The sequence below is a fragment of the Pseudomonas azadiae genome (assembly GCF_019145355.1).
Taxonomy (GTDB): domain Bacteria; phylum Pseudomonadota; class Gammaproteobacteria; order Pseudomonadales; family Pseudomonadaceae; genus Aquipseudomonas; species Aquipseudomonas azadiae.
The window spans coordinates 1240977-1264620 of sequence record NZ_JAHSTY010000001.1 but is presented as its reverse complement, the minus strand read 5'-3'; the positions used below and the strand labels follow the sequence as shown (position 1 = coordinate 1264620).

Genomic DNA, 23644 nt, shown 5'->3' with positions numbered 1-23644 from the left:
AACCGGGGGGCTGTGGCCCAATTCTAGCGGGCCGCTTCGGCCCCATCTGGTGGAGGTGTTGCCACGTGTAAGCGTCAATGCTTGCGCGCAGGTTGCTTGCACCTGACCTGGCCCGTTATTGTGCTGAATCCTTTTAGTCCTTCTCCCAGGGTTTTGTAGTGATGAATGCACCATCGCGTACTGCAGTCGGTCCGATCAAGGCCGTGATTTTCGATATGGACGGGTTGCTGCTGGATACGGAAGGCATCTACACCGAAGTCACGCAAATCATCGCCGAACGTTACGGCCGTACCTACGACTGGAGCATCAAGCAGCACATCATCGGGCGTGGTGCCCAGGATCTGGCCGACTACGTGGTCAAGGCGCTGGACCTGCCGATCACCCCGGCCGAGTTTCTCGAGATCCGCGAACCGCTGATGAGCGAACGCTTCCCCAAGGCCCTGGGCATGCCCGGTGCCGAAGCGTTGGTGCGGCACTTGAAGGCGCACCATATTCCGATTGCCGTGGGCACCAGTTCGTCGCGTAACTCTTTTGCTCACAAGACCACTTTGCACCGCGAATGGTTTGGCCTGTTCGATACCATCGTCACCGCTGACGACCCGGAAGTCGGCGCCGCCAAACCTGCGCCGGACATCTTCCTCACCGCCGCGCGCCGCCTGGGCGTTGCTCCCGAGGATTGCCTGGTGCTCGAAGACTCGCCCTTCGGCGTCACCGCCGCCAAAGCGGCGCACATGACCGCCATCGCCGTACCCGATGAAGCCATGGCCGACAGCAAATACCACCACGCAGACCAGATCATCCGCAAACTCGCCGACCTGGACCTGTCCGCCTACGGCCTACCCCCGGTTCCCTGACTGAACACGGTCAAATGTGGGAGCTGGCTTGCCTGCGAATGCGGTGTATCAGTCGCCATATCCAATGACTGACACTCCGCCATCACAGACCTGCTCCCACCGTGGCTCCCGCAGTGCCCCAGAAACCTCAGGCGCTAAACCCACCATCAATAGTCAAACTCGCCCCAGTGATATACCCAGCCTCCGGCCCCGCCAGGTAAGCCACAAAACTCGCAATTTCCTCCACGTGCCCATACCGTCCCACCGCCATCAACCCCATCAGACTCTCGGCAAAATCACTGTTCGCCGGGTTCATATCGGTATCCACCGGCCCCGGCTGCACATTATTGATAGTGATGCCCCGAGGTCCCAGGTCCCGCGCCAAGCCTTTGGTCAACCCCACCAGCGCCGCCTTGCTCATCGCATACGGCCCGCCGCCCCCAAACGGCATGCGCTCGGCATTGGTGCTGCCGATGTTGATCACCCGGCCACCGTCACCCATATGCTTGGCCGCTTCTTGGGTCGCGATAAACACGCTGCGCACGTTGATCGCCAGGGTCTGGTCGAAATCCTCCAGCTTGAAATCCTCCAGTGGCGCGATCGCCAGCACGCCGGCGTTGTTCACCAGGATATCCAGGCGCCCGAAAGCTTCGACGGTGACATTGACCGCGTGGCGGATTGCGTCGGCATTGGCGCTGTCGGCTTGAATCGCCAGGGCTTTGCCGCCTTCGCTGATCACGCTGTCCTGCAATGCTTCAGCCTTGGTGGCCGAGCTCACGTAGGTAAAGGCAACCGCTGCACCCTGTGCTGCGAGGCGCTTGACGATGGCGGCGCCGATGCCGCGGGAGCCACCTTGAATCAAGGCAACTTTGCCGCTGAGGTTTTGTGTGGTCATGTCGATCTCCAAGTGGTTCAAGGCAGGTTGCCTTGTTGTTGGAACCGAGTATCAACCTCACAAGCCGCGCCAGGTAGGCCGTGATTGCTATAGTCTGTGTAAACCAAAAGTTTAGAGTGGGATGGCATGGAAAGCTTTGGCAGTATCGAATGCTTTGTTCGCAGCGCCGAAGGGGGCAGCTTTGCCGAGGCGGCGCGGCACTTGAGCCTCACTCCGGCAGCGGTAGGAAAAAGCGTCGCCAAGCTGGAAGCGCGCCTGGGTGTACGCCTGTTCCAGCGCAGCACTCGGCGACTCACCCTGACCGAAGCCGGCAAACTGTTTCTTGAAGAGGTCAGCGCCAGCCTCACCACCATCCAGAACGCCGTCGCCAACCTGGCCAGCGCCGAAGGGCGGCCGGTGGGCACGCTCAGGGTCAGCATGGGCACGGTGTTTGGCAATCGGTACGTGGTGCCGCTGCTGGGGGAATTCATGCGGCGTTTCCCGGATATCAGCCCGGACTGGCATTTCGATAACCGCCAGGTCGACCTGATCGGGCAAGGCTTCGATGCGGCCATCGGCGGTGGCTTTGAGCTGCCTCAGGGCGTCGTGGCCCGTAAGCTCACGCCGGCGCACCGAGTGTTGGTGGCCTCGCCGGATTATCTGGCGCAGAGCCCGCCGGTATTGGTTCCCGAGGATCTGGCGCGCTGCCTGGGTATCCTGATCCGCTCGCCACAAACCGGGCGCATACGCTCCTGGCAATTGACCAGTGCCGCGCGTGAACACAGACCCTTGGTGCTCAAACCGCGCATGACCATGAGCGACTCCGAAGCCGCCTGCTGCGCCAGTGCCCAGGGCCTGGGCATTGCCCTGGTAAGCATGCCCATGGCCGTGCCGTTCCTCGACAGCGGCGCGGTGGTGCGGGTGCTGCCCGACTGGTACGTCGACGACGGCAACATTTCCATTTACTACGCCGAACACAAACTGCTGCCCGGCAAGACCCGGGCGTTTGTGGATTTCATCATCGAGCAGTTTGCCGAGCATCAGTTGAGCCAGCGCTTCAGTGCAATCTAAAATGTGGGAGGGGGCTTGCTCCCGAAGGCGTCGTGTCAGTCAGCCTATTTATTACTGCGCCGCCACCTTCGGGAGCAAGCCCCCTCCCACATTTGTTCTCAGTGGCCGAACTTACTCGGCCAGCCAATCACCTTTTTCGGCCTTGGCGTCGCATAAGTCCTGATCTTCGAGGTCGACAACCCCAGCCGCACCAGCGCTTCAGCAATCGTCACCGCCGCCGTCACCCCGTCCACCACCGGTACCCCGGTGCGCCGACGAATCTGCTCATCCAGCCCGGCCATGCCGCCACAACCCAGGCAGATCACCTCGGCCTTGTCCTCGCTGATGGCCAGTTCCGCCTGGCGCACGATGGCCTCCATCGCGGCCAGCGGATTGTGTTCCAACTCAAGCACCGTCATCCCACTGGCGCGCACCGACGCGCAGCGCTGGTACAGGCCGGCGAGTTTCAGGCGGTCTTCAATCAACGGCACCGTGCGGTCCAGGGTGGTCACCACCGAATAGGCGTGCCCCAGGAACATCGCGGTGCTGGCGGCCGCCTCGGTGATGTCCACCACCGGCACGTTCAATAATTCCTGCAGGCCCTCACGGCCGTGCTCGCCGTAGCCGGCCTGGATCACCGCATCAAACGGCTGGTCGTAAGCCATCACCCGGTCCATCACCGCGATGGCCGCCAGATAGCTTTCAAAATTGCCTTCCACCGACTCCGCGCCGAAGTAAGGCGTGAGCCCGACGATCTCGGTGCCCGGCGCGGCCACGGCCCGTGCCTGCTGGGCGATGGTTTCTGTGATGGATTCGGTGGTGTTGACGTTGACCACGAGGATACGCATGGAGTGTCCCTTGATTAATGACTGACGTTATCGACTGCAATGCTTTCGCCGCTGACATCGGCGTAGAACGGCTGGCGCTTGGCAATCAGCCCGTACAGCAGTCCTGCAATACCGGCGCCAAACAACCAGGAAAACGGCGAGACGCTGGCGAACCCAGGCAACAGGGCCAGCAGGATGGCGATCAGCGCCGCAGGAATGAAGGCCGCCACCGCACGCAGATTGACCCCACGGCTGTAGTAATAAATGCCGTTCGGGTCTTCGCTGTATAACTGCGGCACATCGATCTGGCTTTTACGAATCAACCAGTAATCGACCATGATCACCCCGTACAGCGGCCCCAGCAGCGCGCCCAGGCCGGACAGGAAATACACGATCACCAGCGGGCTGTTATAGAGGTTCCACGGCAGGATCAGCACGGCCACGGCGGCGCTGATCAAACCGGCGCGGCGGAAGTTCAGGTACTTGGGCGCCAGGTTGCTCAGCACAAAGGCCGGTGCGACGAAGTTGGCCATGATGTTCACCGCTACGGTGACAATCAGGAACGCCAGGCAGCCCAGTACCAGGAAGAACGTGTTGGGGATGGCGGCAATGATCTCGGTCGGGCTTTCGATCACCCGGCCATTGAGTTGGAATTGCCCACCGCACAGCAGCACGGTGATCGCGGCGAACACCAGGATATTCACCGGCAGGCCCCAGAAGTTACCGACCTGAATGGTCTTGCGGCACGGCGACGACCGTGCGAAGTCGCAGAAATTGAGGATCAGCGTGCCGTAGATCGACAACCACAGCGCGCCGCCGGCAAAGATATTGCGCCACATCTCGCCACCGCTGAGGGGGGCGCGGATCGACCAGGCGATGTTGCCGCCGGCCTGGAAGTACATCCAACCGGCCAACGACGCCACGGTGAGCAGGATAACCGGGCCGGCGAAGCCTTCGTAGCGCCGCACCATCTCCATGCCGTAGGCCAGGATCACCAGTTGCACCAGCCAGATCACCACAAAACAGACCCAGCCGAGGGACGACAGGCCGAGGATCGAGTTGTGGTCATAGTCGGCAAAGCCTGGATGAATCGCCGTCAGTAACACGCGGAAAACCACCGAGGCCAGGTAGGTCTGGATACCGAACCAGGCAATCGCGATGACCGCACGGATCAGCGCCGGAATCTGTGCGCCATGGATGCCGAAACTGATGCGGCTGATCACCGGGAACGGCACACCGGTCTTTTGCCCCATATAGCCCGACAGGTTCATGAAGAAGTACACCAGCGCCGCGCCGATCCCGAGGGACAACAGGATCTGCCAGCCGCCCAGGCCCAATGCATACAGGCCGATTGCAAACGAGTAGTTGGCGATGTTGTGCACGTCATTGGTCCACAACGCAAAGATGCTGTAGCGCCCCCAGCGTCGGCCTTCGACCTTGGTGGGCGCCAGGTCCTTGTTGTGCAGGCGCGGACTTAGCACCAACGGGCCGTGACTGACGGCCTGGGGGCTCAGGACGGAGGAGGGCAGATCCAGTGCGACGTCATTCGAGAGGGTTGTACGCATTCCGGCAGGCTCCAGCACATCTGCAGACAGGCCGCGGATGGCAAAGTGTATGTAGGTTTTGTATTTATTGTATACAAAGCGTATTCCACCTTAAGCCACATGCGTGCCAGCTTTAGATCTATGAAAACCCTGGCTAATTTCGTTTTTACTGGTGATTCAAATAACTGACTGAATTAAAAGCGATATAAATTGACCGTTCGAACAGCTATTTATTTTTCGCAGGAAAAGGGGAGATTCAGAAGAGCAAAAAATGCAAGGAGGGAAGTGTTACGTTTTGGTGCGTTTCAAACAGAATTGCACACATAAATGGCACCGATGGTTACATCTGTGTGTACATTTTAAAGGTGAACACAAAACAAATGTGGGAGCGGGCTTGCCCGCGATGGCGGAGTGTCAGTCACGAAAACGTCGACTGACCCGCCGCCATCGCGGGCAAGCCCGGCTCCCATATTGTTTTCACATTTTTTACCGCATCAACCCTCAAGCCTTACTGATGATATTCCCCGCATGCAACCCGCACTCCTTCTGCGTAGCCTCTTCCCACCACCACCGCCCCTCACGCTCATGCTGGTTCGGCAACACCGGTCGCGTGCACGGTTCGCAACCAATGCTGATAAACCCACGCTCATGCAGGCTGTTATACGGCAGCTCCAGCATGCGGATGTAACCCCAGACTTCCTCGCTGGTCATCTGCGCCAACGGGTTGAACTTGTACAAGGTGCGTTCCGGCGTAGAGAAAGCCGTGTCGATTTCCAGCACGGCAACCTGGCTGCGGGTACCGGGGCTCTGGTCGCGGCGCTGGCCGGTAGCCCAGGCTGTCACGCCGGAGAGTTTGCGGCGCAACGGCTCGATCTTGCGGATGCCGCAGCATTCGCCGTGGCCGTCGCGGTAGAAACTGAACAGGCCTTTCTCCTTGACGAAAGGTTCCAGCTTGCTCTGGTCCGGCGAGATCAGTTCGATGTCGATCTTGTAGAAGTCGCGCACCTGCTCGATGAACCGGTAAGTCTCCGGGTGCAGGCGGCCGGTGTCGAGGCTGAATACCTTGACGTTCTTGTTCAGCTTCCAGGCCATGTCCACCAGCACCACGTCCTCGGCACCGCTGAAGGAAATCCACAGGTCATCACCGAACTGGCTGAACGCCAGCTTGAGAATATCCTGGGCGGATTTGTTGGCGTAAGTCGTGGCGAGTTCAACGACGTCGAAGGCTTGGTTCATCAGGACGGTTCCTACAGGTCAGTGGCGCTGAGCGCTCTCTAGGGGGGTGATGGTATCAAAAACCGCCCTGCGTTGCGGCGCCGAGCTTGAATCGCTAGAGTTCGGCAGTCCTTTTGCTCGCTCAACCAAACAACATCTAAATGGGAGTGTCTCGTGGAAATTGCCTGTCTCGACCTGGAAGGGGTGCTGGTTCCGGAAATCTGGATCGCCTTCGCCGAAAAAACCGGTATTGAATCCCTGCGCGCCACCACCCGGGATATTCCCGACTACGACGTGTTGATGCAGCAGCGCCTGCGCATCCTCGACGAGCATGGACTCAAGCTCGCCGACATCCAGGCAGTGATCGCCACCCTCAAGCCGCTGGACGGCGCCATCGAGTTCGTCAACTGGCTGCGCGAGCGCTTCCAGGTGGTGATCCTGTCAGACACCTTTTATGAATTCTCCCAGCCGCTGATGCGCCAATTGGGTTTCCCCACCTTGCTGTGTCACCGTTTGATCACCGACGAAAGCGACCGCGTGGTGAGTTACCAACTGCGCCAGAAAGACCCCAAACGCCAATCGGTGCTGGCCTTCAAGAGCCTGTATTACCGCGTGATCGCCGCCGGCGATTCCTACAACGACACCACCATGCTGGGCGAGGCCGACCGTGGAATCCTGTTTCACGCGCCCGAGAATGTGATGCGTGAGTTCCCGCAGTTTCCGGCGGTGCATACCTTCGAGGATTTGAAGAAAGAGTTCATCAAGGCGTCGAACCGGCAGTTGAGCCTGTAGGTCATTCCGCGCGGCTGATGGCCTCTTCGCAGGCAAGCCAGCTCCCACATTTAACGGTGTTCACCCATCAAAATGTGGGAGCGGGCTTGCTCGAGAAGGGGCACGCACAGACACTGCACAGCTTCCCGCTACACCCCTGCCAGCAAGCTCTCGTAAGGAATGCGCAAGCCTTCATGCAGACGCTTGATCATCGATAGACTCAACTTGCGCTTATGGTTCAGCACTTCTGACACCCTCCCACTGGTGCCTATGAAAGGCTCCAGATCACGGGCGGTCATGCCCAGTTGTTCCATCCGAAATTTAATCGCCTCCACGGGATCAGAAGGTGGCATTGGATAATGCTCGGCCTCGTACTTCTCGATGAGAATGACGAGGATCTCCAGCTCGTCCCCCTCGGGTGAGCCGATTTGGGCCCCCCATAGCTGTTCCACACGCGCAAGCGCCGCGGCTAGATCCTCATGGGAGTGTATAGGTTTGATGTTCATCACACGGTCTCCGCGTTGATCTGGTCATACTGCGCATGAGTTCCCACAAAACGTATGAACCCAAGCTGTCGCTGATAATCGATCGCCATGATTACTCGATATTTATTGCCGCCCACGTTGAACACAACCCGGCCTCCTTTGAGAACGCTCGCCGTTCTCAGCTCTGCCTTGAGCAATTGTGGTGTCTGGTAATCAGCCTTTTCCATGTGGCGATACAGCTCGACCAGCGGCGCTTTGGCGTCGAAACAATCCGGATGGCTTTCCCAGAATATTCGTAAGGTAGACAGGGCGATTATTCGCATCGTCGCGACCTCCCAATTTGGGAGATGATAGGTGTGCTTGGAGTGAGATGCAATCTCGGAAATAATTTCTGACAAGTAAGCAGACGCTTCATGTGATCCCTCACAAACGGCTGGTGGGCGGTCGGAGTTGGACGCTATCGCCCGGGTCGTGCTCCGTCCACAGTCGTACTGATTCAGATCTTGTCCTGCTGCGTCGTACTACGTCCAAGCCCAAGGCTGGCTGAACGCTACAGACTTTCCAAAGTTTGTAACAACACCCGCACCTTCGTCAGCGACTCCTGATACTCCGCCTCCCACTGTGAATCCGCGACAATCCCGCCGCCGCCCCAGCAGCACACCTGCCCATCCTTCACCAGTAAGCTGCGAATGGCGATGGAACTGTCCATCTCTCCGCGCACATCCAGGTACAGCAGCGAACCGCAGTACAAGCCACGCCGGGTCGGCTCCAGCTCGTCGATGATCTGCATCGCGCGGATCTTCGGCGCGCCGGTGATGGAGCCGCCGGGGAAGCTGCCGGCGATCAGGTCGAGGGCGTCTTTGCCGTCGGCCAATTCGCCGATGACGCTGCTCACCAGGTGGTGCACGTTGGGGTAGCTTTCCAGGCTGAACAGTTCCGGCACGCTCACCGAGCCGATGCGGCAGGTGCGGCCGAGGTCGTTGCGCAGCAGGTCGACGATCATCAGGTTTTCGGCGCGGTCCTTGGGGCTGGCCAGCAGTTCGGCGGCGTTGGCCGCATCTTCTGCGGGCGTCAAGCCACGGGGGCGCGTGCCTTTGATGGGGCGGGTTTCGACGCGGCGTTCGCTGACGTGGACGAAACGCTCGGGCGACAGGCTCAGCACCGCGCTGTCGTCGGGCAGGCTCTGGAAGCCGGAAAAGGGCGTCGGGCACGCTTCGCGCAACGCGCAATAAGCCGCCCATGGATCACCGCTGCACGACGCGCGAAAGCGCTGAGCAAAGTTGACTTGGTAGCAGTCGCCGGCCTGGATGTAGGCCTGGATGCGCACGATGGCTTGGCGGTAGGCCTCGGCGGTGAGGTCCGGGGCCATGGGGCCGTGGAGTGTGAAGGACGCGGCTGTTTTGAGGGGAGCAGCGCTGAACACGGCGATCAAGCGTTGCCGCTCGCTGTCGGCCAGCGCTGGGTGGAACACCAGTTGGCTGGTCTGCGCCTGGTGGTCGCTGATCAACGCCCAGGCATACAGTCCAAAGCGCGCATCCGGCAGGTGCAGGTCGTCTGCGGCCAACTGCGGCATCTGTTCCAGATGACGGCCAAAGTCATAGCTCAAATAGCCGATCAGGCCCCCGGCAAAGGGTAATTCATACCCGGCGGGCAAACGAGCTTCACCCAACTGAGTGAGGTTTTGCCGTAAACGTTGCAGGAAATCATGACCGCTTTCGCCAGGCGAAACCGTCAACGTCGCCTGCGGCCAGGCGCTGAGCAGGTCATACCGCCCGCGTTCGGCCACCGGCCACCCGCTGTCCAGCAACACCGCGCCGGGTGCATGGCGAATCGCCGCAAAATACTCGGCGGGGTTGGCCCGGTAGGGCAGCGGGTGTACGGAGCAGGTCGACATGCGGGGTGGATCAGCTGTTGGCTCGGGGGAGGGGATTGTAGTCCGCCGTAGCATTTGGTCCTAGGGGGATGTCGGGTATAAGCAGATAGAGGGTCTGGCTTGATCACTGTGTTGTCTGTCACACAGCTATCGCAGGCAAGCCAGCTCCCACAGGTTGACCGCATTCCAATGTGGGAGCTGGCTTGCCTGCGATGCGGTCAACGCAGTGTTCAGCCTTCCACCGGCGGAATATGCCCAAACATTTCCTGCACGAACTCCACCCGCTCTTCCGGCGTTTCCGTCACACCGGCTGCCTTCAGCGCTTCCAGCCGCGCCTCAACCGCATGGGTACGCAGTGTCAAACCGCAGTCGTTGGCAATCTGGATATTCAGCCCCGGCCGCGCATTCAGCTCCAGGATCAGCGGGCCTTTCTCCTGGTCCAGCACCATGTCCACGCCGATATAGCCCAACCCGCACAGCTCATAGCAACCGGCCGCGAGTTTCATGAAACCGTCCCAGTTGGGCAACTGCACACCGTCAACCGCATTGGTGGTGTCGGGGTGTTTGGTGATGATGTTGTTCAGCCAGGTGCCACGCAGGGTCAGGCCGGTGGCGAGGTCGACGCCTACGCCGATAGCGCCCTGGTGCAGGTTGGCCTTGCCGCCGGACTGACGGGTGGGCAACCGCAGCATTGCCATCACCGGGTAGCCCATCAACACGATGATGCGGATATCCGGTACGCCTTCGTAGCTGATGCTCTTGAAGATCTGGTCGGGCACCACGCGGTACTCGATCAGCGCGCGGTCGCGGTGGCCGCCCAGGGAATACAGGCCGGTGAGGATGCTGGAGATCTGATGCTCGATCTCTTCATGGCTGATGATCTTGCCGGACACCGTGCGATAGCGCCCCTCGAAACGATCCGCCACCACCAGGATGCCGTCGCCGCCGGCGCCCTGGGCCGGCTTGATCACGAAGTCGCTGCGCCCGCCGATGATCGCGTCGAGCTTGTCGATTTCCTTCTCGGTGGAGATCACCCCGTACAGCTCCGGCACGTGGATGCCGGCGGCAATCGCCCGTTCCTTGGTGATGATCTTGTCATCCACGATCGGGTACAGGCTGCGCTTGTTGTACTTGAGCACGTAGTCGGCATTACGCCGGTTGATGCCCATGATCCCGCGCGCTTCCAGGGCTTTCCAGGTCTTCCAGAGGCCGAACATTACTGGTCAGCCTTCAAGAAGGCCTTGAAACGCACCAGCTCGGTCAGGCGGTAACCGCGATAGCGACCCATGGCCAGCATGAAGCCCACCAGGATCAACAGGATCGCCGGGAAGGTAAACACGAAGTAGACCAGCTCCGGCACGCTCATGATCAGGTGCGCCAGGGACGCGGCAAACAGCGTACCCACCGCCACCTTCAGCGCATGGTTGGCGCCGCGTTCTTCCCAGGTGATCGACAAGCGTTCGATGGTCATGGTCAGGATCACCATCGGGAACAGCGCCACCGACAAGCCGCGCTCCAGGCCCAGCTTGTGGCTGAACAGGCTGATCGCCGCGATCAGCACCACCACGAACGTCAGCACCACCGACAGCCTTGGCAGCATCTGCAGTTTCAGATGCTCCAGGTAGGAGCGCAACGACAGCCCCAGCGCCGTAATAATGGTGAACAACGCGATGCCGAAGCCCAATTGGGTCTCGCGGAACGCCAGGGCCACCAGCACCGGCGTGAACGTGCCCAACGTTTGCAGACCGATCAGGTTGCGCAGGATCAGGATCACCAGCACGCCGATCGGGATCATCACCATGATCATGAACGTTTGCTGGGTTTGCAGCGGCAGGTTGTACAGCGAGTAGCCGAGGAAGTTGGAGTCGGTGCTCTCGTCCGTCAGCTTGGCCAGGCGCAGGGCATTCATCCGGCTGTTGTCGAGGCTGAAGGTGACAGTGGCTTTCTTGCCGCCATCGACGGTGATCAGGTTTTCATCGCCGATCCACCACAGCAGGCGGTCGGCGGGCAGGCCTTGCTCTCCGGTTTCCGGGTTGAAATACAGCCAGTCATTGCCATTGAAGCTGCGCAGCCAGAGTTCCGGGGTTTGCGGCTGGTTCGCCTCCAGGCGCAGAGTGTGCACGCGTTCCACCGGGACATGGCCGATGGACAGCACCAGCTCGATGATCTTGGCCTTGTGCGCGGTGGACGTGTCGCCGGCCAGCAGCAGCTTGACGTTGTCGTCGTTGAGGTTGTTGGTGCGCTTGATGGCTTCGCTGACAAAGGTCTCGACATCGGCCGAGTGCTGGCGAATCGGCGCGAGCAAGGCTTCGGCGGCGATTTTCTCCGGGCCTTCCACGGCGATGCTGTCGCGGAAGATCGGGCCCTTGACCTTGCTCTTCTCGCCCTCGCGCTTGGTCAGCACCAGGCGGTAATACAGGGTTTGCGTGCCCTTGGCGCGGCGTGCCGACCAAGTGACCTTGCGATTGCCGTCGAGGCGGTTGACGCTTACCCCGTAGTTGTTGGAAATGAAACTTTCATTGAGGCTGACGTAGTCGCGGTTCAACGGCGGCACGAACATCTGCACCTTGACCGGGTCCTTGGCGTTGGCGACGAACTCGACTTTGGCGTCGATGTTCCACAGGTCTTCCATCGCGTCTTCGGTGACCGGGATGCCCAGCGCGAGAATCTGATAGGCCGTGATCGAAATGCCCAGTGCCACCAGAACGGCGATCAGGATTTTCAGGTGCATAGTGAGAGAGCGCATGGGAGTTACTCGGCGGTATGAGCGTCGGCGACACAGGCAGGTTTGCCTGCTGCGTATTTAAGACTGGGGTCGACCAGCGCATCAAAGCGTTTCAACGCTTCGGAGCCGATCAGCAGCGGGTATTGGAAGGCGCTGCGGTCAGTCAAGTTCACTTCGATGCTGCGTAAAGCAGTGCCCATGCAGATATCCAGGGCAATCACCGGACGGGCGGTGTAGTTCTTGTCCTCATCGGGGTCGTAGTCGCCGGCGCGGCGCTTGATCTTGCTCACGCGCGCCAGGGGGCGTTCGATGGGGTGGGAATGGGCGGTGTCAATGGCCAGGTAGAAGCGCACCCAGGACTCGCCGTTGCGCTTGAAGCGCTTGATATCGCGGGCGCTGAGGGACGCGGTCTTGGCGCCGGTGTCCAGCTTGGCGGCGACTTCCAGGTCAATGCCGGCCAACTGGGCATATTCGTTGAGGCCATACACGGTCTTCTCGGCGGCAGCGCCGAGGCCAGGCAGTAATAGTAGGCAAAACAGGGGGAGGGGCTTGAGTGTCATAAATCCTGATGCGGTGCAGTGCGATGTTTGATTCAAGGCGACCGGCATTACTGCGCAAGCTCCTTCGTGCGCCGTTTCATCTACTGATGTCAGGCAAATGCGGCGGGCATTCTAACATGATGCTTTTTTGGCGCCAGCGCTGGCAGGCGGCCATGCCGTTGAAGCCTGCAGGCGCGGTTATTAGACGATTGTCGACAATATGGATTTATTCTTTGACTAATAGGGGTTGATTGGCTAGTTTTTGCCACATTGATTTTAAAGGTGTCGACAATATGCTGGATCAGCTGGAATCTCCAGTGGTGGCGCAAGACGATTCCCAGACCATGTCCGAGAACGTCTTCAGGCGTATCCAGGCCGCGATCGTCAAGGGCGAGATCGCCCCCGGCAGCAAGATTTCCGAACCGGAGCTGGCGCGCACCTATGGCATCAGTCGCGGCCCGCTGCGCGAAGCGATCCACCGCCTGGAGGGCCAGCGCCTGTTGGTCCGCGTGCCTCACGTCGGTGCGCGGGTGGTTTCGTTGAGCCACGCCGAGCTGGTCGAACTCTACGAAATCCGCGAATCCCTCGAAGGCATGGCCTGCCGCCTGGCCGCCGAACGCATGACCGAGGCGGAAATCGAAGAACTGCGCCAGGTACTGCACACCCACGAGCGCGACGAAGCGTTCCAGGCCGGCCTCGGTTATTACCAGCAGGAAGGCGACTTCGACTTTCATTACCGGATCATCCAGGGCGCCGGCAACCGCACCCTGACCCAGATGCTCTGCGGCGAGCTGTATCAACTGGTGCGCATGTACCGCATCCAGTTTTCCGCCACGCCCAATCGTCCACGCCAGGCCTTTGCCGAGCATCACCGCATTCTCGACGCGATTGCCGATCGCGACGGTGAACTGGCCGAACTGTTGATGCGCCGGCATATCGGCGCTTCCAAACGCAACATTGCCCGTCACTTCCCAGGCGGCGCTCCTTCATCACGAGGTGAGTCATGAGTCATCACAACAACAGCACCCCAGGCCAGCGTTTCCGTGACGCGGTCGCCAGCGAGCAGCCCCTGCAGGTCGTCGGCGCGATCAACGCCAACCACGCCTTGCTGGCCAAGCGCGCCGGCTTCAAGGCGATCTACCTGTCCGGTGGCGGGGTGGCCGCCGGCTCCCTGGGCGTGCCGGACCTGGGCATCACCGGCCTGGATGACGTATTGACTGACGTACGCCGCATCACCGACGTGTGCGACCTGCCGCTGCTGGTGGACGTCGACACCGGCTTCGGTTCCTCGGCGTTCAACGTGGCGCGTACCGTCAAGTCGATGATCAAGTTCGGCGCGGCGGCCATCCACATTGAAGACCAGGTCGGCGCCAAGCGCTGCGGTCATCGCCCGAACAAGGAAATCGTGTCGCAGCAGGAAATGGTCGACCGCATCAAGGCCGCCGTGGACGCGCGCACCGATGACAGCTTCGTGATCATGGCACGCACCGATGCTCTGGCCGTCGAAGGCCTGGAATCGGCACTGGAACGGGCCGCCGCGTGCATCGAGGCCGGCGCCGACATGGTGTTCCCGGAGGCGATTACTGAACTGGAGATGTACAAGCTGTTCGCCTCACGCGTGAAAGCGCCGATCCTGGCCAACATTACTGAATTCGGCGCCACGCCGCTGTTCACCACCGAACAGTTGAAATCTGCCGATGTTTCCATCGTGCTGTACCCGCTCTCGGCCTTCCGCGCCATGAACAAGGCGGCCGAAAACGTCTACACCGCGATCCGTCGCGACGGCACCCAGCAAAACGTGATCGACACCATGCAAACGCGTATGGAGCTTTACGATCGCATCGACTACCACACCTTCGAGCAGAAGCTCGACGCATTGTTCGCTGCGAAGAAGTAAACCCCCTGTGGGAGCGGGCTTGCCCGCGATAGCGGTGTGTCAGTCGATAGCGAAGTTGGCTGGCAGTCAGTCATCGCGGGCAAGCCCGCTCCCACAAGTGGCCTCCTGAATAAATATAAGTTTGGAGAACGAACATGGCTGAAGCAAAAGTATTGAGTGGCGCCGGCCTGCGTGGCCAGGTCGCCGGGCAGACCGCACTCTCCACCGTGGGCCAGGCCGGTGCCGGCCTGACCTATCGCGGCTACGACGTGCGCGAACTGGCCGCCGATGCGCAATTCGAAGAAGTCGCCTACCTGCTGCTGTACGGCGAGTTGCCGACTCAGGCGGAGCTTGCGGACTACAGCAAGAAGCTGGGCAAGCTGCGCGACCTGCCACAGGCGCTCAAAGAAGTGCTGGAACGCATCCCCGCCGACGCCCACCCGATGGACGTGATGCGCACCGGTTGCTCGTTCCTGGGCAATATCGAACCCGAGAAAGACTTCAGCGTGCAGCGCGATGTCACCGACCGGCTGCTCGCCGCGTTCCCGGCGATCATGTGCTACTGGTACCGCTTCAGCCACGACGGCCAGCGTATCGATTGCGTGACCGACGAACCTTCCATCGGCGCTCACTTCCTGCACCTGCTGCACGGCAAAAAGCCGAGCGAGCTGCATGAGAAGGTCATGAACGTGTCGCTGATCCTCTACGCCGAGCACGAATTCAACGCCTCCACCTTCACGGCGCGGGTGTGTGCGTCGACCCTGTCGGACCTGTATTCCTGCGTCACCGCCGCCATCGGCTCCCTGCGCGGCCCGCTGCACGGCGGCGCCAACGAAGCGGCGATGGAAATGATCGAGCGTTTCGGTTCGGCTGAAGAAGCCGTCGAAGGCACCCTCGGCATGCTCGCGCGCAAGGACAAGATCATGGGCTTCGGCCACGCGATCTACAAAGACAGCGACCCGCGCAATGAGGTGATCAAGGGCTGGTCGAAAAAACTCGCCGATGAAGTGGGCGATAAGGTGTTGTTCGCGGTTTCCGAAGCCATCGACAAGACCATGTGGGAGCAGAAGAAGCTGTTCCCCAACGCCGATTTCTACCATGCCTCGGCGTACCACTTCATGGGCATCCCGACCAAGCTGTTCACCCCGATCTTCGTGTGCTCGCGCCTCACTGGCTGGGCCGCGCACGTGTTCGAACAGCGCGCCAACAACCGCATCATCCGCCCAAGCGCCGAGTACACCGGCGTCGAACAGCGCAAGTTCGTGCCAATCGAACGTCGCTGAATGGGATGAACCTGAGGCACCGGATTTCATGGTTGGAGCCGGATCTCTGTGGGAGCCGGGCTTGCCCGCGATGACTGACTGACATTCAACACATCTGTCGGCAGTTACATCGCTATCGCGGGCAAGCCCGGCTCCCACAGGGACTGCGCTCATCCAGCCGAGTGCCACAGGTTCGTGCCGTCTAACCACCGTGACCGAGTCCCGACGATGAACACTGAATTTCGCAAACCGCTCCCCGGCAGCCGCCTGGATTACTTCGACGCCCGCGCGGCGGTCGAAGCCATCACCCCAGGCGCCTACGCCACCTTGCCCTACACCTCCCGCGTACTCGCCGAAAACCTGGTGCGTCGCTGCGACCCGGCCACCCTCAACGCTTCCTTGAGCCAACTGATCGAACGCAAGCGCGACCTCGATTTTCCCTGGTTCCCGGCGCGCGTGGTTTGTCACGACATCCTCGGCCAGACCGCCCTGGTCGACCTCGCCGGCCTGCGCGATGCCATCGCCTTGCAAGGCGGCGACCCGGCGCAGGTCAACCCGGTGGTGCCCACCCAACTGATCGTCGACCACTCCCTGGCCGTCGAAGCCGGTGGTTTCGACCCGGACGCGTTCGAAAAAAACCGCGCCATTGAAGATCGTCGCAACGAAGACCGTTTCCACTTTATCGAGTGGACCAAGAAGGCGTTCAAGAACGTCGATGTGATCCCGCCAGGCAACGGCATCATGCACCAGATCAACCTGGAGAAAATGTCCCCGGTGATTCAGGTGCGCGACGGCGTAGCATTCCCGGATACCTGCGTCGGCACCGATAGCCATACCCCGCACGTGGATGCCCTGGGCGTAATCGCCATCGGCGTCGGCGGCCTGGAAGCCGAGAGCGTCATGCTCGGCCGCGCCTCGTGGATGCGCCTGCCGGAAAGCGTCGGCGTCGAGCTCACCGGCAAGCTGCAGCCGGGCATCACCGCCACGGATATGGTGCTGGCGCTGACCGAGTTCTTGCGCCAGCAGAAAGTGGTCGGCGCGTGGCTGGAGTTCTTTGGCGAGGGCGCCTCGAACCTGACCCTCGGCGACCGCGCGACCATCTCCAACATGGCCCCGGAATACGGCGCTACGGCGGCGATGTTCTACATCGATCAGCAAACCATCGCCTACCTCAAGCTCACCGGCCGTGAAGACGAACAAGTCGCCCTGGTCGAACAATTCGCACGCCACACCGGGCTGTGGGCCGATGACCTCAAGGGCGCGCAATACGAGCGCGGCCTTACCTTCGACCTGTCCAGCGTCGTGCGCAACATGGCAGGCCCGAGCAACCCGCACGCCCGCGTCGCCACCCGTGACCTGGCGTCCAAAGGCATCAGCGGCCAGTGGGATGACGTGCCGGGGCAAATGCCCGACGGCGCGGTGATCATCGCGGCCATCACCAGCTGCACCAACACCAGCAACCCACGCAACGTGATTGCCGCAGGGCTGCTGGCGCGCAACGCGAACAAACTGGGGCTGACGCGCAAGCCGTGGGTCAAATCGTCGCTGGCGCCCGGCTCGAAAACCGTGGCGATGTACCTGGAAGAAGCCGGCCTGGGCCATGAGCTGGAAAAACTCGGCTTTGGCGTAGTCGCGTTTGCCTGCACCACCTGCAACGGCATGTCCGGCGCGCTGGACCCGGTGATCCAGCAGGAAATCATCGACCGCGACCTGTACGCTACCGCCGTGCTCTCGGGCAACCGCAACTTCGACGGGCGGATTCACCCGTACGCCAAGCAAGCGTTCCTCGCGTCGCCGCCGTTGGTGGTGGCCTACGCGATTGCCGGCACCATCCGTTTCGACATCGAAAAGGACGTGCTGGGCCTCGACGCCGACGGCAAGGAGATCCGCCTGCAGGACATCTGGCCAAGCGACGAAGAGATCGACGCCGTGGTCAAAACCTCGGTCAAGCCGGAGCAGTTCCGCGCGGTGTACATCCCGATGTTCGCGATCCACGAAGACACCGGCCCCAAAGTCGCGCCGCTGTACGACTGGCGCCCGCAAAGCACCTACATCCGTCGCCCGCCGTACTGGGAGGGCGCACTGGCCGGTGCGCGCCCGCTCAAGGGCATGCGCCCGCTGGCGGTGCTGCCGGACAACATCACCACTGACCACCTGTCCCCGTCCAACGCGATCATGCTCGACAGCGCCGCCGGCGAATACCTGGCGAAAATGGGCTTGCCGGAGGTGGATTTCAATTCCTATGCGACTCATAGGGGCGATCACTTGACCGCGCAACGCGCGACCTTTGCCAACCCGAAACTGTTCAACGAAATGGTGGTGGAAAACGGCAAGGTCAAGCAGGGCTCCCTGGCGCGCATCGAGCCGGAAGGCCAGGTCACGCGTATGTGGGAGGCCATCGAAACCTATATGGAGCGCAAGCAGCCGCTGATCATCATCGCCGGCGCCGACTACGGCCAGGGCTCGTCCCGCGACTGGGCCGCCAAGGGCGTGCGCCTGGCCGGTGTCGAAGCGATTGCCGCCGAAGGCTTCGAGCGTATCCATCGCACCAACCTGGTAGGCATGGGCGTGTTACCGCTGGAGTTCCTGCCGGGCACTGATCGCAAGACGTTGCAGATCGACGGCAGCGAGACCTATGACGTGATCGGCGAGCGCACCCCGCGTGCCACCCTGACATTGGTGATCAACCGCAAGAATGGCGAACGTGTCGAAGTGCCGGTGACCTGCCGCCTGGACACCGCTGAAGAAGTGTCGATCTACGAGGCGGGCGGCGTGTTGCAGCGTTTTGCCCAGGACTTCCTGGAATCGGCGGCGACCGCCTGAGAGGTAACCATGGCACACGTAGCGCAAATCAAGATCCCCGCCACCTATATGCGTGGCGGCACCAGCAAGGGCGTATTTTTCAGCCTCAAGGACCTGCCCGAATCGGCGCAGGTACCGGGCGCCGCGCGCGACGCCCTGTTGCTGCGGGTGATCGGCAGCCCCGATCCTTACGACAAGCAGATCGACGGCATGGGCGGCGCCACGTCGAGCACCAGCAAAACCGTGATTCTCGCCAAGAGCACCCGCGCCGGCCACGACGTGGATTACCTGTTTGGCCAGGTCTCCATCGACAAGCCCTTCGTGGACTGGAGCGGCAACTGCGGCAACCTGTCGGCGGCGGTCGGCGCGTTCGCGATCAGCGCGGGGCTGGTCGACGCCGCGCGCGTGCCCCATGACGGCGTGGCCGTGGTGCGGGTGTGGCAGGCCAACATCGGCAAGACCATCATCGCCCATGTGCCGATCACCGACGGCGCGGTGCAGGAAACCGGCGATTTCGAGCTGGACGGCGTGACCTTCCCGGCCGCCGAAGTGCAGCTTGAATTCATGGACCCGGCGGCGGAAGAAGAGGGCGGCGGTGGCTCGATGTTTCCCACCGGCAACCTGATCGATGAACTGGAGGTACCGGGTGTCGGCACCTTCAAGGCGACGCTGATCAATGCCGGTATCCCGACGATCTTCATCAATGCCCAGGACCTCGGCTACACCGGTACCGAGCTGCAAGGCGCGATCAACAGCGACCCCAAGGCCCTGGCGATGTTCGAAACCGTGCGGGCCCATGGCGCGTTGCGCATGGGCCTGATCAAGCACCTCGACGAAGCGGCCCAGCGCCAGCACACGCCGAAAGTGGCGTTTGTGGCCAAGCCTGCCGATTACGTAGCGTCCAGCGGCAAGCCGATCAAGGCCGCCGATGTGGACCTGTTGGTGCGCGCGCTGTCCATGGGCAAGCTGCACCACGCCATGATGGGCACGGCAGCAGTGGCAATTGGCACGGCGGCAGCCATTTCCGGGACCTTGGTCAACCTGGCGGCCGGTGGTGTGGAGCGTAACGCCGTACGTTTCGGGCATCCGTCCGGCACGTTGCGCGTCGGCGCCGAAGCCAGCCAGGTGAACGGCGAGTGGGTGGTGAAAAAAGCCATCATGAGCCGCAGTGCACGGGTATTGATGGAAGGTTTCGTACGCATCCCCGGCGACGCCTTCTAACGGACTTGCAACAAACCCCTGTGGGAGCGGGCTTGCCCGCGATGGCGGCGTGTCAGTCGACAGATGTATCAACTGACAAATTGCTATCGCGGGCAAGCCCGCTCCCACAGGGGGACCTCATTCCAAGGCCGGCAACCAGACCAGCCATAACTTGATCAACCGTGAGCCCGAGGACTGACCCCAACCCCTTTTTTGGAGTACCGCCATGAGCGCCAACGTCGACCTCAACAACCGTCCCGACTACGACCAGGTCCTGCAGGACATCGCCGACTACGTCCTCAATTTCCGGATTGATTCCCCGACCGCATTGGACACCGCCCGCAACTGCCTGATGGATACCCTGGGCTGCGGCCTGCTTGCCCTGCGCTTCCCCGAGTGCACCAAGCACCTCGGTCCGATTGTCGAAGGCACGGTGGTGCCGTTCGGTGCGCGGGTGCCGGGTACCTCCTTTCGCTTGGACCCGGTCAAGGCGGCGTGGGACATCGGCTGCATCGTGCGTTGGCTCGACTACAACGACACCTGGCTCGCCGCCGAATGGGGCCATCCTTCGGATAACCTCGGCGGCATCCTCGCGGTGGCGGACCACTTGTCGCAAAAGCGCATCGCCCAAGGCGAAGCGCCGCTGACGGTACGCGCGGTGCTGGACGCGATGATCATGGCCCACGAAATCCAGGGTGTGCTTGCCCTGGAAAATTCGTTCAACCGCGTCGGCCTCGACCATGTGTTGCTGGTCAAAGTCGCCTCCACGGCCGTTACCGCCAAGCTGATGGGCGCCAACCGTGAACAGCTGCTCGCGGCCTTGTCCCATGCGTTTGTCGATGGGCAGGCGTTGCGCACTTATCGGCATGCGCCGAACGCCGGCTCGCGCAAATCCTGGGCGGCGGGGGATGCGTCGAGCCGGGGCGTGCGCCTGGCGGATATCGCGTTGCGCGGCGAAATGGGGATCCCCGGCGTACTGAGCGCGCCGCAGTGGGGCTTCTATGACGTGCTGTTCAGCCACACCAACAAAGATCTGGCCCTCAAGCCCGAGGACAAGCGCGCGTTCAGCCTGTCCCAGCCCTACGGCACTTATGTGATGGAAAACGTGCTGTTCAAGATCAGCTTCCCCGCCGAGTTCCACGCGCAGACCGCCTGCGAAGCGGCGGTGACCTTGCACCCGCTGGTGAAAGATCGCCTGCATGAAATCGAGCGCATCGTCATCACCACCCATGAATCGGCGATTCGCATCATTTCCAAGGTCGGCCCACTGGCCAATGCCGCCGACCGCGATCACTGCCTGCAATACATGACCGCCGTGCCGCTGGCATTTGGCAACCTGGTTGCCGAGCAGTACGAAGATGAATTCCACGCCGCACACCCGATCATCGATCAGTTGCGCGACAAAATGGTTATCGTCGAAGACCCACGCTACAGCCGCGAATACCTGGAAGCCGACAAGCGTTCCATCGCCAACGCGGTGCAGGTGTTCTTCGCGGACGGCACCCGTACCGAGCAGGTAGCGGTGGAATACCCGATTGGCCATCGCCGCCGCCGAGTGGAAGGCATTGCGCTGCTCGAAGATAAGTTCAAGGCCAACCTGGCAACGCGGTTTACTGCGCAGCGCAGTGAGCAGGTTTTTGCGTTGTGTAAGGACCAGGCACGGCTTGAGGCCACGCCCGTGAACCGGTTCATGGACCTGTTCGTGATCTGAGCGCGTGTGCCGAAGGTGATCTCGACACACTTTGAGAATCATGCTTCCTACATAGGGGGAACCGTTTTCAGATAGTGACCAATCAGATAGTCAGACGGCCTGCTAACCGGGCCGTCGTGAATACAACACCTGACCTGAGAGGCGCTCCATGACCAGCGTAAACCATCAGCAGTACGCTCCCTATCACGCCAACTATGAGATGCCCCCCAAGCCGGCGTCCAATCCGAGCGAAGGCAGTGCAGAGGCATGCCCTCATGCCAAGGGCCAGAATGACTCAAGGCCACCCCGCACGCCGATGACCTCACAGCAGCGTGGCCAGCTGTCAGCCCATAACAGGTTGATGAATGACTCTCTGCAGGCGTTGACTGCTCCTCAGCCATCCCTCTTGGAGCAAATGCGCCCGGCCTTTGAGGGGGCGCAGGTCCTGGGTGTGCAGAAGCGGATCGAGGATGAAGTCAGCAAGTGGGCAACACCTCAGCCATCCTGTCAGCCAATGTCCACGCAGCAGCGCGGGCAGTTTTCAACCCATCGCGACCTGGCCAACGCGCCAGCGTCCACCGCGCAAACAGACACCGGTCGTTTGGCACAGCTTTCCAAGGAAAACGGTCAACTGCGTGACCAGCTCACCCAAATGGCTGACCATTTCAACTCAGTAATCGGGCAACTTCGTCAGAAAGTGGCGGACCTTACGCAAAAGATCAGTCAGCCAGCGGAGCCTGCAAAAGAGGGCTTGCCGTCGACTCCAGACGTTAGCAATGATGCTGAGCGCAGCTCAGCGCATGACGCGAACGCGTCGAACAAAAACGCACCAGTGTCAGCGCAGAAGGAGCCGCAGACCCTTGAGGAACTGACGACCGTCAATAAGCAGCTTCGCGAAACAATTGATCAGATACAAATCCACTTCAATGAGCTCTTCAAACAGCTTCAAGAACAAATACAAACGTTGAATAAAAAGCTGGACGAGCGGGGTGCACCCCCAACTCAGCCGGCTCCCCAGGACTCTGGCACTGGCGCCAATCCCCCCGCTGGCTCTCCATCGGTTGCACCGACGCCCGACACCCGTGAAGCCATTTCGCCCCCTCAGGCCAGCGAGACCACTTCACCACAAACCCGCACAGTTGATGATCTGCTACTTGATAACGGCAAGCTGCGGGACCGTATAAAAGAAATGGTCGAACAGTGCACAAAGGTCATCTTGGAACTGAAGCTGCAAATTGAGCAGATAAGTGCCCGGCTTGAAGCCAAAGCCGCGCAGGGTTAAAGGTGACATCCAGGTCAATATGGACAAGGCACCCCTGTTCCATATTGGCCGCTACCTGCTTGCCGTCTCATTCAAACCGCAAAATCACCCGGCGGTTATGCTTGCTCTTCTTCTCGATTTTCTCGCAGAACACCCGGCCGATTTCCTCCGTATTGATCACATGGGTGCCGCCACACGGCTGGATATCAATGCCGGCGATTTCAATCACCCGCACCGAGCCTTGAACCACCGGCGGCGCCACCGCCTGGGTGCGGGTGATCTGCAGCAAGGTGGCGTACTCCGACGCTGGCATCGACAAGGTTTTCACCGCGTGCGCCTGTTCGATCAGCGCGTTGAGGTCGCGGGTAATACTGTCTTTATCCAGGGTCATTTCCGGCAGGTCGAAATCCAGGCGGCCTTTGTCGGCGCTGATGCTGCATCCCGTGACCGGCGCGTCGATGATCGAGCACAGCAGGTGCAGGCAGGTGTGCATTTTCATGTGTTGATAGCGCCGGTCCCAGTCGAGGCCGGCGTCCACTTGCACGCCCGCTGTCAACTGCTCGGGGCAGTGTTCCACCTGGTGCCAGATGATCGAGCGCAGCACCGGGTCGCGCACCGTGCCGGTCACGTCGACCCGCGTACCGTCGGCCAGTGTGAGGTGCCCGGTATCGCCCGGTTGCCCGCCGCCGGTGGGATAGAACAGCGTGTGCTCCAGGGCAACGCCGTGTTCGCTCACGGCAATCACCCGCGCGTTGAAGGCATTCTGGTAGGGCGCGCTGTCGAACAGCGCCAGGGTTTCCATGGTATGCACAGACAT

Annotated in this window: 21 protein-coding genes; 10 read left to right on the top strand and 11 right to left on the bottom strand. The window is 61.1% G+C overall.

Going from position 1 to position 23644, the window contains the following annotated elements; translation table 11 throughout:
* Positions 1–161 precede the first annotated feature (161 nt).
* Positions 162–854, top strand: coding sequence for an HAD-IA family hydrolase (locus tag KVG91_RS05585; RefSeq protein ID WP_169374853.1), 693 nt, complete (start codon positions 162–164; stop codon positions 852–854).
* 127 nt (positions 855–981) lie between these two features.
* Here the strand turns inward: KVG91_RS05585 and KVG91_RS05580 are convergent, their stop codons facing one another.
* Complete coding sequence (locus KVG91_RS05580) at positions 982–1728, bottom strand: 3-oxoacyl-ACP reductase family protein (protein ID WP_169374854.1); 747 nt, start codon at positions 1726–1728, stop codon at positions 982–984.
* 126 nt (positions 1729–1854) lie between these two features.
* Between KVG91_RS05580 and KVG91_RS05575 the strand changes: the two genes are divergently transcribed.
* The gene (locus tag KVG91_RS05575) at positions 1855–2778 is read left to right on the top strand and encodes a LysR family transcriptional regulator (protein ID WP_169374855.1); all 924 of its coding nucleotides are present in this window, start codon (positions 1855–1857) and stop codon (positions 2776–2778) included.
* Between the two features lie 98 nt (positions 2779–2876).
* On the opposite strand, the gene KVG91_RS05570 is transcribed toward KVG91_RS05575, so the two are convergent.
* The 3 genes from KVG91_RS05570 to KVG91_RS05560 form a co-directional block, all read right to left on the bottom strand.
* Positions 2877–3605, bottom strand: a complete 729-nt coding sequence (locus KVG91_RS05570) for an aspartate/glutamate racemase family protein (RefSeq protein ID WP_169374856.1) — start codon at positions 3603–3605, stop codon at positions 2877–2879.
* Between the two features lie 14 nt (positions 3606–3619).
* Positions 3620–5149, bottom strand: a complete 1530-nt coding sequence (locus KVG91_RS05565) for an NCS1 family nucleobase:cation symporter-1 (RefSeq protein ID WP_169374857.1) — start codon at positions 5147–5149, stop codon at positions 3620–3622.
* A gap of 480 nt (positions 5150–5629) precedes the next feature.
* A complete protein-coding gene (locus KVG91_RS05560; RefSeq protein WP_169374858.1) occupies positions 5630–6364 on the bottom strand; it encodes a phosphoadenylyl-sulfate reductase in 735 nt (244 codons plus the stop codon).
* A 153-nt stretch (positions 6365–6517) separates the two neighbouring features.
* Between KVG91_RS05560 and thrH the strand changes: the two genes are divergently transcribed.
* Positions 6518–7135: a bifunctional phosphoserine phosphatase/homoserine phosphotransferase ThrH gene (gene thrH, locus KVG91_RS05555; protein ID WP_169374859.1), complete on the top strand. Its 618-nt coding sequence runs from the start codon at positions 6518–6520 to the stop codon at positions 7133–7135.
* A 128-nt stretch (positions 7136–7263) separates the two neighbouring features.
* On the opposite strand, the gene KVG91_RS05550 is transcribed toward thrH, so the two are convergent.
* The 6 genes from KVG91_RS05550 to rloA all read right to left on the bottom strand — a co-directional run bounded on the left by KVG91_RS05550 (position 7264) and on the right by rloA (position 12757).
* Positions 7264–7620, bottom strand: a complete 357-nt coding sequence (locus tag KVG91_RS05550; RefSeq protein ID WP_169374860.1) for a helix-turn-helix domain-containing protein — start codon at positions 7618–7620, stop codon at positions 7264–7266.
* Positions 7620–7922, bottom strand: coding sequence for a type II toxin-antitoxin system HigB family toxin (locus KVG91_RS05545; protein ID WP_169374861.1), 303 nt, complete (start codon positions 7920–7922; stop codon positions 7620–7622). The genes KVG91_RS05550 and KVG91_RS05545 overlap by 1 nt, the downstream gene beginning before the upstream one ends.
* Positions 7923–8149: 227 nt before the next feature.
* A complete protein-coding gene (gene pabB / locus KVG91_RS05540) occupies positions 8150–9493 on the bottom strand; it encodes an aminodeoxychorismate synthase component I (protein ID WP_169374862.1) in 1344 nt (447 codons plus the stop codon).
* A 209-nt stretch (positions 9494–9702) separates the two neighbouring features.
* Positions 9703–10689 carry an alpha-L-glutamate ligase-like protein gene (locus KVG91_RS05535; protein WP_169374863.1) on the bottom strand — a complete coding sequence of 329 codons (987 nt, stop codon included), beginning with the start codon at positions 10687–10689 and terminating at the stop codon, positions 9703–9705.
* On the bottom strand, positions 10689–12218 hold the full coding sequence (gene rloB / locus KVG91_RS05530) for an osmotic stress tolerance membrane protein RloB (protein WP_169374864.1): 1530 nt from the start codon (positions 12216–12218) through the stop codon (positions 10689–10691). Before rloB ends, KVG91_RS05535 begins: the two co-directional genes overlap by 1 nt.
* A gap of 5 nt (positions 12219–12223) precedes the next feature.
* Complete coding sequence (rloA, locus tag KVG91_RS05525) at positions 12224–12757, bottom strand: retropepsin-like aspartic peptidase RloA (RefSeq protein ID WP_169374865.1); 534 nt, start codon at positions 12755–12757, stop codon at positions 12224–12226.
* A gap of 272 nt (positions 12758–13029) precedes the next feature.
* Between rloA and KVG91_RS05520 the strand changes: the two genes are divergently transcribed.
* The 7 genes from KVG91_RS05520 (at position 13030) to KVG91_RS05490 (ending at position 22848) form a co-directional block, all read left to right on the top strand.
* Entirely contained in the window at positions 13030–13743 is a 714-nt protein-coding gene (locus tag KVG91_RS05520) for a GntR family transcriptional regulator (protein ID WP_169374866.1), read from the top strand.
* Positions 13740–14633: a methylisocitrate lyase gene (gene prpB, locus KVG91_RS05515; protein ID WP_169374867.1), complete on the top strand. Its 894-nt coding sequence runs from the start codon at positions 13740–13742 to the stop codon at positions 14631–14633. The genes KVG91_RS05520 and prpB overlap by 4 nt, the downstream gene beginning before the upstream one ends.
* A gap of 134 nt (positions 14634–14767) precedes the next feature.
* Positions 14768–15895, top strand: a complete 1128-nt coding sequence (gene prpC, locus KVG91_RS05510) for a bifunctional 2-methylcitrate synthase/citrate synthase (RefSeq protein WP_076949517.1) — start codon at positions 14768–14770, stop codon at positions 15893–15895.
* A gap of 207 nt (positions 15896–16102) precedes the next feature.
* A complete protein-coding gene (acnD, locus tag KVG91_RS05505; protein WP_169374868.1) occupies positions 16103–18697 on the top strand; it encodes a Fe/S-dependent 2-methylisocitrate dehydratase AcnD in 2595 nt (864 codons plus the stop codon).
* A gap of 9 nt (positions 18698–18706) precedes the next feature.
* On the top strand, positions 18707–19897 hold the full coding sequence (gene prpF / locus KVG91_RS05500; protein ID WP_169374869.1) for a 2-methylaconitate cis-trans isomerase PrpF: 1191 nt from the start codon (positions 18707–18709) through the stop codon (positions 19895–19897).
* A 205-nt stretch (positions 19898–20102) separates the two neighbouring features.
* Complete coding sequence (gene prpD / locus KVG91_RS05495) at positions 20103–21587, top strand: 2-methylcitrate dehydratase (RefSeq protein WP_169374870.1); 1485 nt, start codon at positions 20103–20105, stop codon at positions 21585–21587.
* Positions 21588–21735: 148 nt separating this feature from the next.
* Entirely contained in the window at positions 21736–22848 is a 1113-nt protein-coding gene (locus tag KVG91_RS05490; RefSeq protein WP_169374871.1) for a hypothetical protein, read from the top strand.
* 67 nt (positions 22849–22915) lie between these two features.
* Here KVG91_RS05490 and KVG91_RS05485 read toward each other — a convergent pair whose 3' ends face one another.
* A complete protein-coding gene (locus KVG91_RS05485) occupies positions 22916–23644 on the bottom strand; it encodes an alanyl-tRNA editing protein (RefSeq protein WP_169374872.1) in 729 nt (242 codons plus the stop codon).

Coding starts and splice junctions, on each gene's coding strand:
- KVG91_RS05585 (WP_169374853.1), top strand. CDS start 162: ATGAATGCACCATCGCGTACTGCAGTCGGTCCGATCAAGGCCGTGATT.
- KVG91_RS05580 (WP_169374854.1), bottom strand. CDS start 1,728: ATGACCACACAAAACCTCAGCGGCAAAGTTGCCTTGATTCAAGGTGGC.
- KVG91_RS05575 (WP_169374855.1), top strand. CDS start 1,855: ATGGAAAGCTTTGGCAGTATCGAATGCTTTGTTCGCAGCGCCGAAGGG.
- KVG91_RS05570 (WP_169374856.1), bottom strand. CDS start 3,605: ATGCGTATCCTCGTGGTCAACGTCAACACCACCGAATCCATCACAGAA.
- KVG91_RS05565 (WP_169374857.1), bottom strand. CDS start 5,149: ATGCGTACAACCCTCTCGAATGACGTCGCACTGGATCTGCCCTCCTCC.
- KVG91_RS05560 (WP_169374858.1), bottom strand. CDS start 6,364: ATGAACCAAGCCTTCGACGTCGTTGAACTCGCCACGACTTACGCCAAC.
- KVG91_RS05550 (WP_169374860.1), bottom strand. CDS start 7,620: ATGAACATCAAACCTATACACTCCCATGAGGATCTAGCCGCGGCGCTT.
- KVG91_RS05545 (WP_169374861.1), bottom strand. CDS start 7,922: ATGCGAATAATCGCCCTGTCTACCTTACGAATATTCTGGGAAAGCCAT.
- pabB (WP_169374862.1), bottom strand. CDS start 9,493: ATGTCGACCTGCTCCGTACACCCGCTGCCCTACCGGGCCAACCCCGCC.
- KVG91_RS05535 (WP_169374863.1), bottom strand. CDS start 10,689: ATGTTCGGCCTCTGGAAGACCTGGAAAGCCCTGGAAGCGCGCGGGATC.
- rloB (WP_169374864.1), bottom strand. CDS start 12,218: ATGCGCTCTCTCACTATGCACCTGAAAATCCTGATCGCCGTTCTGGTG.
- rloA (WP_169374865.1), bottom strand. CDS start 12,757: ATGACACTCAAGCCCCTCCCCCTGTTTTGCCTACTATTACTGCCTGGC.
- KVG91_RS05520 (WP_169374866.1), top strand. CDS start 13,030: ATGCTGGATCAGCTGGAATCTCCAGTGGTGGCGCAAGACGATTCCCAG.
- prpB (WP_169374867.1), top strand. CDS start 13,740: ATGAGTCATCACAACAACAGCACCCCAGGCCAGCGTTTCCGTGACGCG.
- prpC (WP_076949517.1), top strand. CDS start 14,768: ATGGCTGAAGCAAAAGTATTGAGTGGCGCCGGCCTGCGTGGCCAGGTC.
- acnD (WP_169374868.1), top strand. CDS start 16,103: ATGAACACTGAATTTCGCAAACCGCTCCCCGGCAGCCGCCTGGATTAC.
- prpF (WP_169374869.1), top strand. CDS start 18,707: ATGGCACACGTAGCGCAAATCAAGATCCCCGCCACCTATATGCGTGGC.
- prpD (WP_169374870.1), top strand. CDS start 20,103: ATGAGCGCCAACGTCGACCTCAACAACCGTCCCGACTACGACCAGGTC.
- KVG91_RS05490 (WP_169374871.1), top strand. CDS start 21,736: ATGACCAGCGTAAACCATCAGCAGTACGCTCCCTATCACGCCAACTAT.
- KVG91_RS05485 (WP_169374872.1), bottom strand. CDS start 23,644: ATGTCTGTGCATACCATGGAAACCCTGGCGCTGTTCGACAGCGCGCCC.